The following is a 16,058-nucleotide window of genomic DNA, read 5'->3' as shown; positions in this document are numbered from 1 at the left end:
TATTTGCCGCACATTTTTCCCACATCGCGGCCCGGTTTTTGTTCATACTAGGAAAAGGAGGTGAAGGCGATGGCTCGGGTGAAAAAAAATCCGTCCAAAGGCGGCGTCAGCGCAGCCAGCGTGAAAGGAAACGCCGGCCCGACGGTTGAGGCGGACGGCGGCGGCAAGCGGACAAGCCAAAACCAGCAGTACAAAAAGCATCATATGCAAGGAGACTAAACGCCGCTGGCGTTTCGTCTCCGCTGATTCGCAACGGTCACCCAAGCCGGCCTTGAAAGCGGAGGCGGCGCTGCCGCCGCTCTCCCCCCTACTTCCGGATCATCCCTTTTAAGACGAACGCCACATTGGCCGGGCGCTCAGCCAGCCGGCGCATAAAATAGCCGTACCAGTCCGTGCCATACGGGACGTACACGCGCATCGTATACCCTTCGCGCGCCAACTCGATTTGACGCTCCGGGCGGATGCCGTACAGCATTTGAAACTCGAATTGGCTGTTTGGAATGTTGTATTCCTTGACAAGCTGCTTCGTGTATTCAATGATGGCGTCGTCATGCGTCGCCACCGCTGTATAGTTGCCGTTCAGCAAATGCTGTTTAATGATCTTTTTAAAGTTCTCATCCACATCCTTTTTGTCCGGGAACGCCACTTCCGGCGATTCTTTGTACGCCCCTTTGACGAGCCGCAAGTTCGGGCGGTATGGCTTTAAATCGTCAATATCTTTTTCCGTCCGGTATAAATACGCCTGCAGCACCGTGCCGACGTTATCGTACTCTGTTTTCAACCGCTTAAAAATATCGAGCGTCTTTTGACAGCGCGAGTAATCTTCCATGTCAATCGTCACAAATACGCCGCGCTGTTTCGCTGCCTCTAAAATGCGGCGCATATTGCGCATCACAAGGTCATCGGAAATATCAAGCCCCATCGATGTCATTTTCAACGACAGCTGCGAGTTTAATTTTTCCCGGCTGATCGCCTCAATCGCCTCAAGACAGTGCCTCGCCATCTCGTTTGCTTCCCGCTCATTGTCCACAAATTCCCCTAAGTAGTCGACCGTGACGGCCAACCCTTTTTCGTTCAGCTGGCGGATGACGCGCACCGCTTCATCAATCGTTTCGCCGGCGACAAATCTTGAAGCGCCGAAGCGGAGGCCGTATTGCTTCGCCAACTTTGTCAACGTTTTATTTTTCGACAGGAACAAGAAAAAGTCTCGCATCAGCTGCTCCACAGTTGTAAGCCCCCTTGTATGGAAACGCATTCACTATCCTTATTGTACCATGTTTTCGCTCCATTGAATATGTTTTTTCCCTGCTGTTTATTTTTTATTTGTGTATAATTTTCCACTCGCTGGACAATCTACAAGCGAACAATGAGTGAAAGGAGCGACAAACGATGCAGCAACAACCGCAAATGAACCCGCAAGCGGCGATGCCGCAGCCGCCGCAAATGGTGTCCTCAAAAGACGCCATGTATTTTTCCGATATGATGTCATGGAACTTGCTCGCGGCGAAAAAGGCGCACTTTTTCGCCTCGCAATGCCGCGATCCCGAGGTGGTGCAAGCGATCGAGCGCGCCGGGCAAATGCACCAGCGCCATTACAACATGATTTTGCGCCATTTGCAAAACCCGCCGCAACCGCCGGTCATGTAAAAGGAGGAAAGCCGCATGAACACAAGACAAGTGCAAAACCCGGAAACGCAAGTGCCGAAAACACCACAAATGAATGAGCGCGACTTTTTGAACGATATGTTGACGACGGAAAAATATATGACGCTCTCTTACAGCGTGTTTTTGCATGAGGCGAGCAACCAACCGTTATACCAAGATATAATGAACATTTTTATAGAAACGCAAAACTGCCAGCGCGATCTGTACAATTTAATGTTCAAAAAAGGCTGGTACAAGCTCGAAGCGGCCGATCTGCAAAAGCTCCAGCAAACGTACCAACAGTTCCAAGGGTATACCAGCCAGTTTCCTTATCAAGGAAACCACCTGCAGTGAAGGAAGCAAGCGAGGATGTCCTCTAGTACGCGCGGACATCCTCTTTCTCGTCTGACAATCAGAAAGTCTCAACACAAAGGGGGAGAAGGATGACAGCTCCACCGCCATCCGTATGGGCGACACTGCAAACATTAGCGAGCTCGATGGACTTCCAAACGAAAGTGTACCGGAACGACACATCCGGTCTCTATCTATGGGTGTCGTATGTCGAACCGATGATTAATATGGAAACTGTCGTTCGTTCGATTTTCCCTTACTTGTTTCATTGTCCGTTTTCATCGTTAGAAGATATACGCCAAGTTCTTCCGATCGACGACGCATATATTTCCAGCGACCCAAATGATGTGAAGGAAAAATTGCTCGAGGGATATTTATTCATCCGTCTTCATGAAACGGACGAAACCGGGCTGCTCGTAAAGGCGCAAAAAACATTGGAACGGACACTCACGATCCCCGAAGTGGAATTTAGCGTCGTCGGTCCGAAAGAGTCGTTTATTGAATCGTTGGAAACGAATTTGTACTTATTGCGCAAACGAATTCCGATCGACCGTTTGACGGTCAAAATGACAAGCGTCGGAACGCTGTCGAAAACGAAAATCGCCGTTGTGTACATTGATGGCATTGCTAATCCCGACAACGTCCAAACGGTTCTTCAGCGCATCGAGCAAGTGGAATTTGACGAGATGATCGACAGCTCTTATATCGTGCAAATTATTTCGGACAATCGGCACTCCCCCTTTCCGCAGCTGCTCGATACGGAGCGCCCGGACCGAGTCGCTGCCGTGCTGGCCGAAGGAAAAGTAGCGATTATGGTGGATGGATCTCCGCACGTGTTGATCGGTCCAACGACGTTAGTTGAATTTTTTTCATCTTTTGAAGACTATTTTCTCAGTTGGACGATCGCATCGTTTTTCCGTCTCATCCGCCTGTTTTCGGTCACCTTTTCCATTTTGATCACGCCGATCTATGTAGCGACGTTGAACTATCATTACGAACTGATTCCAAAAGATTTACTCGGCACTTTGATTACATCGAGAAGGGAAATTCCGTTCCCGCCCATTTTGGAAGTGTTGTTTCTCGAGCTAACGATTGAGCTATTGAGGGAGGCCGGGGCGCGGCTCCCGACGAAAGTCGGCCAAACGATCGGGATCGTCGGCGGAATTGTTATTGGAACAGCTTCCGTTGAAGCCGGTTTGACAAGCAATGTTTTGCTCATCTTAGTGGCGCTCGCCGCACTGGCTTCTTTTACTACCCCGGTTTATAAAATCGGGAACACGATTCGCTTGATGCGTTTTCCCTTTATCCTGTTCGCCGAGATGTGGGGGTTGCTTGGCGTTGCTTTTTGTTTTTGTATTGTCATGACCCATCTGCTTTACTTGACTTCGCTCGGGCGTCCGTTCCTTGCCCCTTTGTATCCGCCCCGTTGGCGGGATTTAAAAGACGCGTTCATCCGCCTGCCGTTTACAAGCCAATCGAAACGGCCGGAAACATTGCGGACCAAACAGCCCATTCGCTTTGATCAGAAAAAGGCAAGAGAAAAAAGGGACATCGACGAATGACAAACCGACAGGAGGACGACGATGGCTTCTGTTGCCGAACGCCTACAAGTTTCACCTTTCATGACCTTTTTTGTAATCATGTCCATGCAAATCGGTATCGGAGTGCTCGGATTTCAGCGGGTCATCGCGAAAACAGCCGGACATGATGCCTGGATTTCCGTCCTGCTTGCCGGCGCTTCGTCCCATCTTATTCTCATCGTGCTATACTGGCTGTTGCAACAGGCAGATGGCGATTTTCTCCTCCTTCATCAGCGCCTTTTCGGCCGCTGGGCCGGAGGAGCCCTTTCGTCATTGCTTGCCCTTTACTTTGCCGCTATGGCCTTTGTCGTTCTGCGCACATATATCGAAGTGATTCAAGTATGGATGTTTCCTTACTTGAAAACATGGGAATTTTCACTCGCATTTTTGCTTCTTTGTCTATACATTACCGTTGGCGGATTCCGGGTCGTTGTCGGCATTTGCTTTTTTGGCTTGATCATTCCGAGCTATTTATTGTTTACCTTTTGGTTTGTCCTTGATTACACTGACTTTTACCAGCTGCTTCCGATATTGGATCATCCCCCTTCAAACATTGTGAAGGCGGCGAAACAAATGACATTGACAATGCTCGGATACGAAACGATTTTGCTTTTTTACCCTTTTATCAAGCGCGGAACCCAGTCCGCCAAATGGGCACATGCCGCCTTATTGACGACGACATTGTTTTATGCGTTGCTTACCGTATTGACGTTGGCATATTTTAGCGAAAAACAACTGCAGCAGCAAATTTGGCCGACGTTAACGATGTGGAAAATAGTGGAATTACCATTCGTTGAACGCTTCGAATACATCGGCATCGCCAACTGGCTGCTGATTATTTTGCCGAACGTCTGCTTAGGATTATGGTGTTCTTCACGTATATGCAAACAGCTTTTTCCAATCCGTCAAAAAACTGCGTTGCTCGTCATTGCAACCATTTGTTTTTTCAGCACGTTGCTCATTCATGACCGCAAAGAAGTTGACTTCATTAACACCATTTTAAACAGAGTCGGCTTTTATTTTCTCTATATATGGATTCCTTGTCTGGCAGGCATCACATATGTTGTGAAGAAAGTGAGAGGAAACGTATGAGCATACGAACCGCTCTGTTGATCGGGTTCACCGTCGCGGTCCTTTGCGGCTGTCTTCGCAAAGAAATTTTGGATGATATCAACATTGAAAGCGCGGTCGGATTTGATGAAGCAGGAAAAGGCAAGATTCGGGGAACCGTTCTCATTCCGGTTTACAAAAAAGGAGAAACAGCAAACAAAACGTTGACAGCCGTTTCCCCCATAGCAAAAGACGTGCTCGAAGAACTGCAATATAAAACATCTGAGCCGCTCGTCGACGGAAACATTGAGACCGCCTTGTACGGAAAACGCCTGGCCAAACGGGGGATTTTTCCTTTTGTCGACCAATTCCACCGCGATGCAAGCATCGGAACGAGACTGTATTTGGCGGTGGTCGATGGGACAGCTGAACATTTGCTCGAAGGAAATTACGGCCGGCAAGGAAGCGGCATTTATCTCTCGAACTTACTAAAACAAAATATCGAGCAGCGCGATTTGCCCAAAACAAACTTGCATTTATTTTTAAAAACGTACTATGCGGATGGAAAAGATCCTTTTTTGCCATATATACGCCGGGTGGGTGAAGATGTACAAGTGACCGGTGTTGCTCTCTTTCGCAACGATCGGATGGTCGATACGATTGGACGGAGTGATCTGTTCTACTTTAAAATCGCAGCCGATGCCTACAGTGAAGGCACCCATACGATCCGATTGGATCACCAAAACTACGTATCCATTAAAAATATCTCGACAAAGCGGACCATTTCCTTTTCAGGACCAAAAACCCGCCCGCATATTCATGTTCATATTGCACTTGAAGGAGTCGTGCGCGAATATAAACGCGGGGCATTCACATTCGATGTCCGCCGGTCTGTCGAAAGAACGTTCGAACAACAAATTCGTTCGAAAACCGAGGCCCTTCTCCGCCGCTTTCAAGAAAAACACATCGATCCGATCGGCTTCGGCGATTTGGCCGCGAGCCGTTACCGACAGTTTCGCCACCGCGACTTTTATAAGAACTACAGCCACCTTCCGATCCGCGTCACCGCCGACGTGACGATCCGCGACACCGGAATCATCGAATAAGCATCCCTGTTTCACCGACGGGATGCTTATTCTTCATAGCTAGGTTCAATACCACCAACCCGGATACGGCGGATATGGCGGGTACGGATAAAACGGGCGCGGAGCGAGGGCGCCGCCGAGCAATCCGCCTAAAAACCCGCCGATGAACGGGGCACCAAACAACAAACCTGGAAATGGCATCGTTTCTTTCTCCTTTCCTTCATGAGTAAGATGCGGTACTTTATTCATATGCACACAACAAAAAAAGAGGGTGGGCTGTCCGCCCAACCCCTGCTCCTTTCTCACCACCAAATCGGGCCATACCAATACGGATAGAAAAACGGCGGGAACAATGCGCTGCCCAGCAGCCCGCCTAAAAAGCCGCCAAAAAACGGAGCGCCAAAAAACGGAAACCCGAACGGCCGCCAAAAACCCCATGGGCGCCAAAAGCCCCACGGCCGCCAGATGCGCGCATCCGTCATCTCGAGATGGTTCACCTTGTTTCCCTCCTTCCGCCTGCCCTTAGTCTCACTGTATGTATGATCAACCCCCGTTGCCTAGGCTCGCACCCAATCAGCCAAAAAGAAACAGGCGGCCGCTCAGCCGCCCCAGCCTACAAACGCTCTACACGCACTTGTTCGTACAAACAGGCGATTGAATCAAACAAAATGCGCAACGCCTCGTCCATTTCCGCTTCACTCATGGAGAGAATCGGGATGAACGTCAATACCGGGCCGAGCGGGCGGATGATCAGTCCTCTTTGGCGCGCCTCGAGAACGATGCGGTGCTCGACCATCGCGGCGCGCGGAAACACGGCTTTCGCTGCCCGGTCTTTCACGATTTCAATGCCGCACATCAGCCCTTTTTGCCGAATGTCGCCGACGATTGGAATCTCATATAACGCATCCAACCGTTCGGCCAGTCGGCGCGCTTTCCGCTGAACGCTGCTGATGAGGCCGCGCTGTTCTATGAGCTCGATGTTTTTCAGCGCTGCGGAACACGTCAGCTGGTTTCCTGTATATGTATGGCCGTGATAAAACGTCTTGTCTTCATCCACTTCGCCGAGAAACGCCTCATACACTTCCTCTGTGACGAGCGTTGCCGCGAGCGGCAAATAACCGCCGGTAATCCCTTTGCCGAGACAGACAAGATCAGGAGCGACCTCTTCTTGTTCGCAAGCGAACATCGTTCCGGTGCGGCCGAAGCCAACGGCGACCTCGTCGCAAATGAGGAGCACCCCGTATTGGCGGCAAAGCGCCTCCACTCCTTTTAAAAACCCGCGCGGGTGAACAATGATTCCCGCTGCCCCTTGAACGAGCGGTTCGACAATGACGGCGGCAATGTGTTCGTGCTGGCTGGCGAGCACACGTTCCAACTCATTCAAACAATAGCGGACAACGTCTTGTTCGCTCCCGTATTCCTCCATACGGTACACATATGGCGATGGCACTTCGATTCGCTCAAACAGAAGCGGCGCGAAAATGCGGTGGAACGTTGCCATGCCGCCAACGCTCACCGCCCCGACCGTGTCGCCATGGTACGCTTCCTTGAGGGAGACAAATTTGTTTTTCTTCGCATACTTGACCGGGTCGATATTTTTCCAATATTGATAGGCGATTTTTAGCGCGATTTCCACCGCCGCCGCTCCCGTGTCGGAATAAAACACTTTCGCCATCCCCGGCCAATAGCTGATCAATGTTTTAGCGAGCAAAATCGACGGCACATTCGCCGAGCCAAGCAATGTCGAATGGGCGATTTTCTCCAATTGTTCGCGAAGCGCCGCATTCAGATCCGGGTCGTTATGGCCATGGACGTTGACCCACAGCGAGGCGTATCCATCTAAGTAACGATTGCCGTCGGCATCGTACAAATAGCTCCCTTGCCCGCGCTCAATAATCAACGGACGCTCTTTCACATACTGCTTCATTTGCGTGAACGGATGCCAAACATACTGCTTGTCCCACTGTTCGAGCTGCTCATAGCTATACTTCAACGGCAAGCACCTCCCATAGCGCTTCCGCTTCCTTTCGTTCAATCCACTGTCCGGCAAACGCCTCCAATTCCTCCCTCGTAACAGCCGGAAACGGTGGCACGGTGGCGAAGGCAGGAAGCCTAAGCATCGCCGTGATCGTCTCAACGTTGTTTCGATGGATCACTTCGCGCTCGTCAAATTGGTTAAATACTAAACCGAGCACACGGACACCTTGCGTCTCGGCATATGCTGCGGTCGTTACCGCGTGATGAATCGCGCCAAGACCCGAAAGCGACACGAGAATCGCCGGCAGCTCATAGTCGCGGACAAAATCGCTCGTCATGTACCACCGCCCGCCACGCTCGCACCACGGAACGGCCAACCCGCCCGCCCCTTCGACGAGGACAACATCATAGCGCTGCTTCAACCGTTCAAGCTGTTCGGCGATACGTTCCGGTTCGATGGACGTGCCGGTGAGCTTGGCCGCCAAATGAGGGGAAACAGCCGGCTTCATATAATATAGACCTTCGACGCTTGTCAACTTGGAGATTTGCTCATACCAATACTGTTCCGCAAACGACTCCCCATCCTCGGCCAGCCCGGTTTGAACCGGCTTAAACACGTTGACGCTCACCCCGAGACGTTCAAGCGCCAGTGCGAAAATGGACGTGACGACACTTTTGCCGATTTCCGTCCCCGTCCCGGTCATAAAGATCGCTTTTTCCACTTGATCCCCTCCCCCTTTCCATTTGTTTTTATTTTGCCGAATCCCTCTCTTTTTTGTCAACCAAAAATTAATTAAAGTTTACATATAAACAAAAAATAAGGGGCGGCCACCTGTGTCCGCCTCCTACTCCTCTTCGTCCAACAAAGCGAACAAGTGCGGCGCTTCTTCCAATAAAGAAGCTAACACCCGCACCGCTTCGGCGATATGAGCTCCTTTATTCAACATGACGCATTGCGCCTGTTTCCCTAACGATACATCCGAGATTTCCGCACGCGATGGCAACCCTTTTTTCGCTAGCTGTTCAAGCACTTGCGTCGCCCAAATGACCGGAATATGGGCCGCTCGACATAGCGTCAAAATCTCGCGCTGGGTGGCGGCCATATGTTCAAATCCGACCTCAAGCGCTAAATCGCCGCGGGCAATCATCACCCCGAACGCCGGGAGCTTTAACCCCTCAAGCACAATGCGGGCTAAGTTGTGGAGCGCCTCCCTCGTTTCGATCTTCGCAATCACCGAAAGGGAAGAAGCCCCTTGCTCTGAAAGCAAACGATAAAGCTTTCGCAAGTCATACGGCGTATGGACAAACGATAATCCGACCATATCCGCATGCTCCGCAATGAACGGAATCAATTCGAGATCACGGTCGGTGAGCGGTGGAACAGTCAAATGGACGAACGAATCGGGAAGATGGATGCCCGTCCCTTGTTTGATCGTTTTCTGCTTTCCCCCATCGGCGATGACTTTTGCCTCCACGCACTGTCCATGCACTTTAACGACCCTGGCCAAAATTTGGCCATCGTTCAAATACAGCCGATCCCCCGCCCGCACGTTGCGCCATGCTTTCGCCAATGTGGTCGTCATTTTTACACCGCGTTCATCCTTTGCAGCCGCAAACTGGGCGTCATCGATAAGCGGTGCAGTTTTGAACGCTTTCATCGGGGTAAACGAGCCGCAGAAATGATCCCGGCCAACGGTTGAACCGGTTCCCCATATTCATTTTTCGGCACGGTCAGCTTCACCGGCCCTGTATGAACGGCAAGCCGGTCGACCCGAATTTTCGGGCCCGGCAAATCCATATAGATGCGGCATCGCTTCCCTAGCAGTTGTTGTTGCAACCGCTCTTCCGCCCGGCGGATGACAGCCGCCAGCGTCTCCCACGTTTCCGGTGAACCGTAGGCGCAATTAATGCGGGCAATGTCCATGCCGTACAAAAGCAGCCGCTCTATGATGTCCGGCTCATCGGCCCACGCTTCGTCCATCGTCACCATGATGCGCGTCCGCCGGGAATGAGCGCATGGGCCAAACATCGCTTCCGTTCGTTCGTCAATCAGCCGCTTCGCTTCGTTTCTTGTCACTGTTCGAATCTCTTTTCCACGATCAAACGGCGTGCGCAAATAAGTCAAAAACTGTTCCACTGTCGCGATGAGATGAGGCTCTTGCCCGTCAAGCAGCAATCCCTCCTCTTCCAGATCTTCCATCAAATCGGGAGGCATATGCTCTTTCATATATAAATAAGCGAGCAACTGATCCCGGCTTTCTTCATGGGACGAAAGCGGAAAATGTTTCCGTTTTTGTCCGACCCACTCGACCATCTCGCGGTAAAAAGCGGCCAAGCGGTCGCCCAAATCTCGTTTGTCGTGCATCAGCGGCACCAACCCTCATCAAAAATGCGGTTTTATTTTTATATATTCGCCGCCGACAAAAATAAGGACAGAAAAAACCGGCGTCATTCGCCGGTTGCCAACTTGAACACAACTGTGTCTGTGTTCACCATCCTATTTTTGAGCAACCAATTTCATTCCACATCGGCAAAGCAACGAATGTTTCAGCCGCCGTACCGGCTGCTGGCATTGATCACAAATGATCGTTTTACTCATTCATCCGTCTCTCCTTTATCATCCCTCTACTTTTTATTATACACACAACCATATTTATAGTAAATATAAATTAATAATAATTATCAATTTATAAAACAAATCATTTGGACCTTGTTTCCACCTATGCTACACTATTCATAGTGTTAATATTCAAACAAAGGGAGGCTGTAATAATGTACGACATTGCCATCATCGGGGCCGGACCGGCCGGAGCGAGCGCTGCGATTTTCGCCGCCAAGGCAGGAAAAAAGACGGTCGTATTGGACAACGACAAAGGCATGACCAAACGCGCTTGGGTGGAAAACCATTACGGCGTCCCGGAGATCGGCGGTCCGGATTTAATCGAAACGGGCAAAAAACAAGCGGCCAAGTTTGGTGCTAAACTGGTGACCGCACAAGTGACGGACATCCAAAAAACAGACGACGGATTCCGGCTTGACACCGACAACGGTTCGTATGGAGCGAAACACGTCATTTTCGCTACCGGTCTTGCCACCGACCTTGCGGAAAAAATCGGCCTTCGCACGAAACCGGGGACCGAGCCGCGCATTAAAACCGTTATTGACGTGGATACAAACGGCAAAACGAATATCGACGGCATTTGGGCAGCCGGCACGGTGGCCGGCGTCAGCGTTCATACGATCATCACCGCCGGTGATGGGGCCAAAGTCGCCATTAACGTCATTAGCGAACTGAACGGCGAACGGTACGTCGACCACGATGTATTGAAAAAATGACAAAGCGCTGACTGAAAAGGACGCCTTTCTTCAAGAGAGAGGCAAAATATGGTCTTATGGGATCGTTCTGCCCCTATAGACAGCCATAAAAAAGGGTGTCCCGCTGCTTTTGGGACACCCTTTGCTTTCCTGTGAACCGAACAACCAATGCCTCGGCGAACTGCCGTACACCTGTCTCATCCTTATTGGCCAATGCTTCGGTACTTCCCTTCGAAAAATAAGAGCGGATCGCCCGGTTCCTCTTTCATCAAAATATCAGTCACTTCTCCAAAATAGAGCGTATGGTCGCCGGCGACGTACGAGCTGTGCACATTGCATAAAATGTTCGCCATCGCATCTGGCAAAATCGGATGGCCATCGATCCATTCAAACACCACATCCCGCTCTTCCTTCAACTGACCGGCAAACAGCCGCGACAAATCTTCTTGGTCGCGCGTCAACATGTTGACGGCAAACTTCCCTGTTTGCTTGACGATGTCATGCATCCGTGCTTTATGGCCAATCGAGACGACGACAAGCTTCGGATCGAGCGAAACGGACATAAACGCGTTCGCCGTCATCCCTTTTGCTTCCCCTTGAAACGCGGTCGTCACGACCGTCACGCCGGTTGCGAATTTCCCCATCGCGTTGCGAAATGTGCGATCATCCATGCGTTCTCCCATCCTTCCCTTTTCATCATCTAGCTGTTGTTTGCTGCTCCCAGAAGGCCGGTGAAAAACTGCGATGTCCTTCCATCAATGATTTTTTATTGCTCAAAAAATAGACGTTCTCAATGAAAGAAATACCTTTTTACATTGGTCTTTTTCAATCACCGGCCCACTAGGCGGGCAGTTCTCAGCCGCTTAGGTGCATGTTGCAAGCAAGCCGATGCCCGGAAAGCCAACCAAATCTATCCTCATCATAGCAAAAACAAAACAAGGAAACAACGACGACGCGCCATCAGCCATTGCCGCGTCGGAGATGTCCTTGCTCAAAGCCGGCCGGTTCCTTTTCATCGCCTGAACCGGTTTCCCATTTGATGCACAAAAAAGCGGCTACGACTTTGCTATTGACGCTATTCTTTTCTTTAGTGGCAGCGCAAGAAAATGACGGGCCTGCATCCATAGATGAAAACGCAACGGCTTGTCCGCAAAGCGCCAGATGATGTCACCGTCTCATCGCAACCGCAAGAAAAAGGCAGGCCTCGTCCAGATGAGCGCCTGCCTTTCGGTTTGTTCAAATCGGACTTTTATGACGCCGTTTTCTGCGTCCGTTCCCGTCTTCCGGCTGCATATTGAATGGCAAACATGGCAGCAAATAAGCCTAATCCGACAATGTCACTGATTTTTTCTGGATAAATCAGCAACAACCCTGTTACAACCGCAACGATGCGTTCAAGAATGTTAAGCTTCCGGTACCAAAAGCCGATCATCCCCGCGCTAATGGCTAGCATGCCGATAAACGCGGAAAAGACAACCCATATCAAATAGGGAAGCGTCGTATCGATCATTAACAGCGCCGGCGAAAAGACAAACATATACGGAATGATAAACGCGGAAATCGCAAGCTTCGACGCGATCACCCCGGTCCTTAGCGGCTTTCCTCCGGAAATACCGGCGGCCGCAAACGCCGCAAGCGCCACCGGCGGCGTAATGTCGGCAATAATGCCAAAGTAAAAGACGAACAAATGAGCCGCCAGTTCCGGCACGCCGGAAGCGATGATCGCCGGTGCAGCGATCGTTGACGTAATGACATAGTTGGCGGTCGTCGGCGACCCCATGCCGAGAATGAGCGATGTCAACATCGTGAAAAAGAGCGTTAAGATCAAAATGCCGTTCGACAAATCGACTAATCCGTTCGCCATTTTTAAGCCAAGGCCGGTTTTCGTTACGACACCGACGATAATCCCGGCAGCTGCTGTCGCCGCCGCCACAGACAGCGCGCTTCGCGCCCCATCGACCAAAGCGTCAATGATGTCGCGCCATCCTAACCGCGTTTCTTTTTTCAACGCACTGACCACAATGATCGCAACGATCGACCAAAGCGCGGCTCGCATCACGCTCATTCCGCTCATCAGCAGCACGATGACGATGACGATTGGAACGAGCAAGTAGATTTTTCCGAGCACTTCTTTTCGGTCTGGCATTTCTTCCTCTGTCAACCCGCGCAGCCCAATTCGTTTCGCTTCAAAGTGCGTCATCATCCAAATGCCGGCGAAATACAAAATCGCCGGAATCGCCGCCGCTTTTGCGATCTCCCAATACGAAATGCCGCCGATAAACTCCACCATCAAAAACGCAGCCGCTCCCATGACCGGAGGCATGAGCTGGCCGCCGGTGGACGACGTCGCCTCAACGGCACCGGCAAACTCTTTTCCATATCCGAGCCGTTTCATCATCGGAATCGTAAACGACCCGGAAGTAACGACATTCGCCACCGAGCTGCCGCTGATCGTTCCTTGCAGCGCGCTTGAAAACACCGCGACCTTCGCCGGGCCGCCGATTCTCTTCCCGGCGACAACGAGCGCCAGATCATTAAAATATTCGCCGACGCCTGTTTTCACTAAAAATGCGCCAAACAATAAAAATACAAAAATGTATGTCGCCGATACATACAGCGGCGTGCCGAAAATGCCTTCCGTCGTAAAAAACATCGTTTTGACGAGCCCTTCTAAATCAACACCCCGATGGGCTAAAAACCCCGGCATATACGGCCCAAAATACGCATACAGCAAAAATAGCGATGCAATGATCGTAATCGGCAGCCCGACCGCCCGCCTCGTCGCCTCAAGCACAAGCAGCACGGCGACCAAACCGACCGTAAAGTCGAGCGGCGTCATAATGCCGATGCGCTGCACGATGTCATCAAGCATGAGCGGCAAATAGGCACCGACCCCGATCGACAATAGCGACAAAATGATATTCACAATGCCGACGTCGGCGCGATGAAGGTGTTTTTTCCGCGCCGGAAACAGCAAAAAGATGAGCGACAGGGCAAACCCTAAATGAATCGACAATAAAATTTGTTTTGGAAGCGTTTGAAAAATCGAAGCATACAACTGAAAGAGCGAAAAGGAAAGCAGCCCGAAAAAGACAATCCAGCCAAGCGGCCCTTTCAGTTTTCGCGTCGCTGCTTCCGGATCGTATTTTTCCAACAATTGTTGCTGTTCCTCAGCGGATAGCTGTTCAAACTTGTCAGCCAAACAAATTCACTCCCTTCCAGCATTGAACCAATGATAGTCGTGCCACCTTGATGCGGACAATGGAGCCGGGAGGGATGACTGTTTTTAGCGCTACCGTCTTCCCCTTATAAACGACACGATGATTGGCGACAACTCGTCCAATGCTCAACAAGATGGATGGAAATTTGCGCTCCATGCCGGTAATATAGTATTTTCCATTTCGAAACGTAAATGTCTCCCCTGGCGCCGCGTTCGCCGGCATCCCGACCGCCGTATCCTCATAGGTGAGAGCGATTTGTTCAATCGTCCCGTCAGCCATCACTTGATACGTTTCTTCGACATCTGAACGATGAATCGAATGCGTATAGCGAATCGCGAACGTGTCCCCTTGAGAAATCGGGATATACGCAGCGACCCGGCCCTCTTTTTCAAACGCGACCACCTGTCGGAAAGGAAGAAAGAAGACTGCGGCCGCCGCCAGAAGTACACTGATTGCTACGACCCGTTTTCGCATCAGCCGCCCTCCTTAGTGGCTGGCGGAAATAAGGAAGGGCTGACGCTATCACACGCGCCAGTCCTTCCCACAATATCGTTATTCCGCTTTTATTCCTTTTTCATCAAAATACTTCTTCGCCCCTGGATGAAGCTCGATTGACATGCCATCCAGCGCATGTTCCAGCTTGATTTGCTGAGCTTTGGCATGTTTGACCTTATCTAAGTTTTCAAAAATCGCTTTCGTCACGTTATAAACCGTGTCTTCCGGCAGATCCGCTCGAGCGACGAGCATCGCACGCACAGCGACCGTCGGAACGTTTTCCGCTAGCTTATACGTCCCTTGAGGCACTTCGTCTTTCGCATAGTACGGGTATTTCTCAATCAGCGCATTGATTTTGTCTTCAGCGATCGGCACAATGACGACATCTTCCGTCGCGGATAATCCTTCCACCGCTCCCGTCGGCGTTCCCGCCGTAATAAAGGCGGCGTCAATCGTGCCATCTTGGATGCCGGAGACAGAATCATCAAACGACAAGTTGCGCGCTTTAATATCATCAAACGTCATGCCGTGAACTTCCAAAATTTGTTCTGCGTTTGCCCGCGTCCCCGAGCCAGCTTCCCCGACGGAAACGACTTTTCCTTTTAAATCTTCAACGGACTGAATGCCTGATTTTTTCGTTGTAACGATTTGAATCGTTTCCGGGTAAAGGGTGGCAATCCCTTTCACCCTTTCAATTTTCTCTTTAAACATTAATTTTCCTTCTGTCGCGTATGTCGCGATGTCAGTTTGAGCAAACGCAATTTCCGCATCGCCCGCATCCAAAATCGCCATGTTTTCCGCCGATGCACCCGAAGTGATGGCATTGGCGTCAATACCCGTTTCATCTTTAATAATATCGGCAAACGCCCCGCCAAGCGGATAATACGTTCCGCCCGTCCCGCCGGTGGCAATGCTGAGGAATTTCACGTCGCCGCCTTGCTTCCCGTTGGCTCCTTCTTGCTCTGTCCCTCCATTGTTGTTACCGTTTCCACAAGCGCCGAGCAACAGCGACAGAGAAAGAACAGCCATAGCACGCGTAAACCACTTTCGCTTCTTCATCGTCATCATCTCCTTTGCTATTTTCAGTTTCCCTTTATGATTATATTGCACCAAACATATTTTCACAACCATCATATTATTTCCTTAGTTCTGTTTTCCGATTGACCTGTAGAAGGCCGGGGAAAGCCCCACAATTTCCGACCAAACCGTGGTTGTAGAGGGAAGCAAAGTTTAAGTTTGGCAAAACTCCCCTATTTGACAAAATCCGGATTTCGCGCCGCATTCCCTCATAAACCATCAGTTCTTTAGCACCGCCCCCTCTATTCACCTTTTTATGTAAA

General features: G+C 50.7%; 18 protein-coding genes. 7 read left to right on the top strand and 11 right to left on the bottom strand.

The window, feature by feature from the left end; all coding sequences use genetic code 11:
* Positions 1-69: 69 nt before the first annotated feature.
* Positions 70-219, top strand: a complete 150-nt coding sequence (locus IC803_RS01865) for a YuzL family protein (protein ID WP_081207125.1) — start codon at positions 70-72, stop codon at positions 217-219.
* A gap of 88 nt (positions 220-307) precedes the next feature.
* Here IC803_RS01865 and IC803_RS01860 read toward each other — a convergent pair whose 3' ends face one another.
* Entirely contained in the window at positions 308-1,225 is a 918-nt protein-coding gene (locus tag IC803_RS01860) for a proline dehydrogenase family protein (protein ID WP_081207126.1), read from the bottom strand.
* Positions 1,226-1,389: 164 nt separating this feature from the next.
* On the opposite strand from IC803_RS01860, the gene IC803_RS01855 reads away from it, so the two are divergent.
* The 5 genes from IC803_RS01855 to IC803_RS01835 all read left to right on the top strand — a co-directional run bounded on the left by IC803_RS01855 (position 1,390) and on the right by IC803_RS01835 (position 5,731).
* Positions 1,390-1,647 carry a hypothetical protein gene (locus tag IC803_RS01855; RefSeq protein ID WP_063164819.1) on the top strand — a complete coding sequence of 86 codons (258 nt, stop codon included), beginning with the start codon at positions 1,390-1,392 and terminating at the stop codon, positions 1,645-1,647.
* Positions 1,648-1,662: 15 nt separating this feature from the next.
* Positions 1,663-1,998, top strand: coding sequence for a spore coat protein (locus IC803_RS01850; protein ID WP_081207127.1), 336 nt, complete (start codon positions 1,663-1,665; stop codon positions 1,996-1,998).
* Positions 1,999-2,087: 89 nt separating this feature from the next.
* The gene (locus IC803_RS01845; RefSeq protein WP_081207128.1) at positions 2,088-3,557 is read left to right on the top strand and encodes a spore germination protein; all 1,470 of its coding nucleotides are present in this window, start codon (positions 2,088-2,090) and stop codon (positions 3,555-3,557) included.
* Positions 3,558-3,617: 60 nt separating this feature from the next.
* The gene (locus IC803_RS01840; RefSeq protein ID WP_233134452.1) at positions 3,618-4,667 is read left to right on the top strand and encodes a GerAB/ArcD/ProY family transporter; all 1,050 of its coding nucleotides are present in this window, start codon (positions 3,618-3,620) and stop codon (positions 4,665-4,667) included.
* Positions 4,664-5,731, top strand: a complete 1,068-nt coding sequence (locus tag IC803_RS01835) for a Ger(x)C family spore germination protein (RefSeq protein ID WP_081207130.1) — start codon at positions 4,664-4,666, stop codon at positions 5,729-5,731. Before IC803_RS01840 ends, IC803_RS01835 begins: the two co-directional genes overlap by 4 nt.
* A gap of 45 nt (positions 5,732-5,776) precedes the next feature.
* On the opposite strand, the gene IC803_RS18310 is transcribed toward IC803_RS01835, so the two are convergent.
* The 6 genes from IC803_RS18310 to IC803_RS18305 all read right to left on the bottom strand — a co-directional run bounded on the left by IC803_RS18310 (position 5,777) and on the right by IC803_RS18305 (position 10,052).
* The gene (locus tag IC803_RS18310; protein ID WP_020961144.1) at positions 5,777-5,911 is read right to left on the bottom strand and encodes a hypothetical protein; all 135 of its coding nucleotides are present in this window, start codon (positions 5,909-5,911) and stop codon (positions 5,777-5,779) included.
* 101 nt (positions 5,912-6,012) lie between these two features.
* Positions 6,013-6,192, bottom strand: coding sequence for a hypothetical protein (locus IC803_RS01830; protein ID WP_221436237.1), 180 nt, complete (start codon positions 6,190-6,192; stop codon positions 6,013-6,015).
* 131 nt (positions 6,193-6,323) lie between these two features.
* Positions 6,324-7,703: an adenosylmethionine--8-amino-7-oxononanoate transaminase gene (bioA, locus tag IC803_RS01825; RefSeq protein WP_081207132.1), complete on the bottom strand. Its 1,380-nt coding sequence runs from the start codon at positions 7,701-7,703 to the stop codon at positions 6,324-6,326.
* Complete coding sequence (gene bioD, locus IC803_RS01820) at positions 7,693-8,409, bottom strand: dethiobiotin synthase (RefSeq protein ID WP_081207133.1); 717 nt, start codon at positions 8,407-8,409, stop codon at positions 7,693-7,695. The genes bioA and bioD overlap by 11 nt, the downstream gene beginning before the upstream one ends.
* Before the next feature lie 123 nt (positions 8,410-8,532).
* A complete protein-coding gene (locus tag IC803_RS01815; RefSeq protein WP_255508576.1) occupies positions 8,533-9,345 on the bottom strand; it encodes a pyruvate kinase in 813 nt (270 codons plus the stop codon).
* Positions 9,342-10,052: a pyruvate kinase gene (locus IC803_RS18305; RefSeq protein ID WP_255508575.1), complete on the bottom strand. Its 711-nt coding sequence runs from the start codon at positions 10,050-10,052 to the stop codon at positions 9,342-9,344. Before IC803_RS18305 ends, IC803_RS01815 begins: the two co-directional genes overlap by 4 nt.
* A 407-nt stretch (positions 10,053-10,459) precedes the next feature.
* Here IC803_RS18305 and IC803_RS01810 point away from each other — a divergent pair, with 407 nt between their 5' ends.
* Positions 10,460-11,023 carry an FAD-dependent oxidoreductase gene (locus IC803_RS01810; protein WP_081207135.1) on the top strand — a complete coding sequence of 188 codons (564 nt, stop codon included), beginning with the start codon at positions 10,460-10,462 and terminating at the stop codon, positions 11,021-11,023.
* 182 nt (positions 11,024-11,205) lie between these two features.
* Here IC803_RS01810 and IC803_RS01805 read toward each other — a convergent pair whose 3' ends face one another.
* From IC803_RS01805 to IC803_RS01790, 4 genes are all read right to left on the bottom strand, one after another.
* A complete protein-coding gene (locus IC803_RS01805) occupies positions 11,206-11,673 on the bottom strand; it encodes a flavin reductase family protein (protein WP_081207136.1) in 468 nt (155 codons plus the stop codon).
* Positions 11,674-12,251: 578 nt separating this feature from the next.
* Positions 12,252-14,204, bottom strand: coding sequence for a TRAP transporter permease (locus IC803_RS01800; RefSeq protein WP_081207137.1), 1,953 nt, complete (start codon positions 14,202-14,204; stop codon positions 12,252-12,254).
* Entirely contained in the window at positions 14,197-14,697 is a 501-nt protein-coding gene (locus IC803_RS01795) for a DUF1850 domain-containing protein (RefSeq protein WP_081207138.1), read from the bottom strand. The genes IC803_RS01800 and IC803_RS01795 overlap by 8 nt, the downstream gene beginning before the upstream one ends.
* 78 nt (positions 14,698-14,775) lie before the next feature.
* Positions 14,776-15,777 (bottom strand): TAXI family TRAP transporter solute-binding subunit, encoded by a 1,002-nt coding sequence (locus tag IC803_RS01790; RefSeq protein ID WP_081207288.1) that lies wholly within the window; start codon positions 15,775-15,777, stop codon positions 14,776-14,778.
* Between the last annotated feature and the right edge of the window lie 281 nt (positions 15,778-16,058).

Source organism: Geobacillus sp. 46C-IIa, assembly GCF_014679505.1.
GTDB lineage: Bacteria > Bacillota > Bacilli > Bacillales > Anoxybacillaceae > Geobacillus.
Note: the sequence above shows the minus strand (reverse complement) of the source record. Positions and strands in the feature narration are given on the sequence as shown.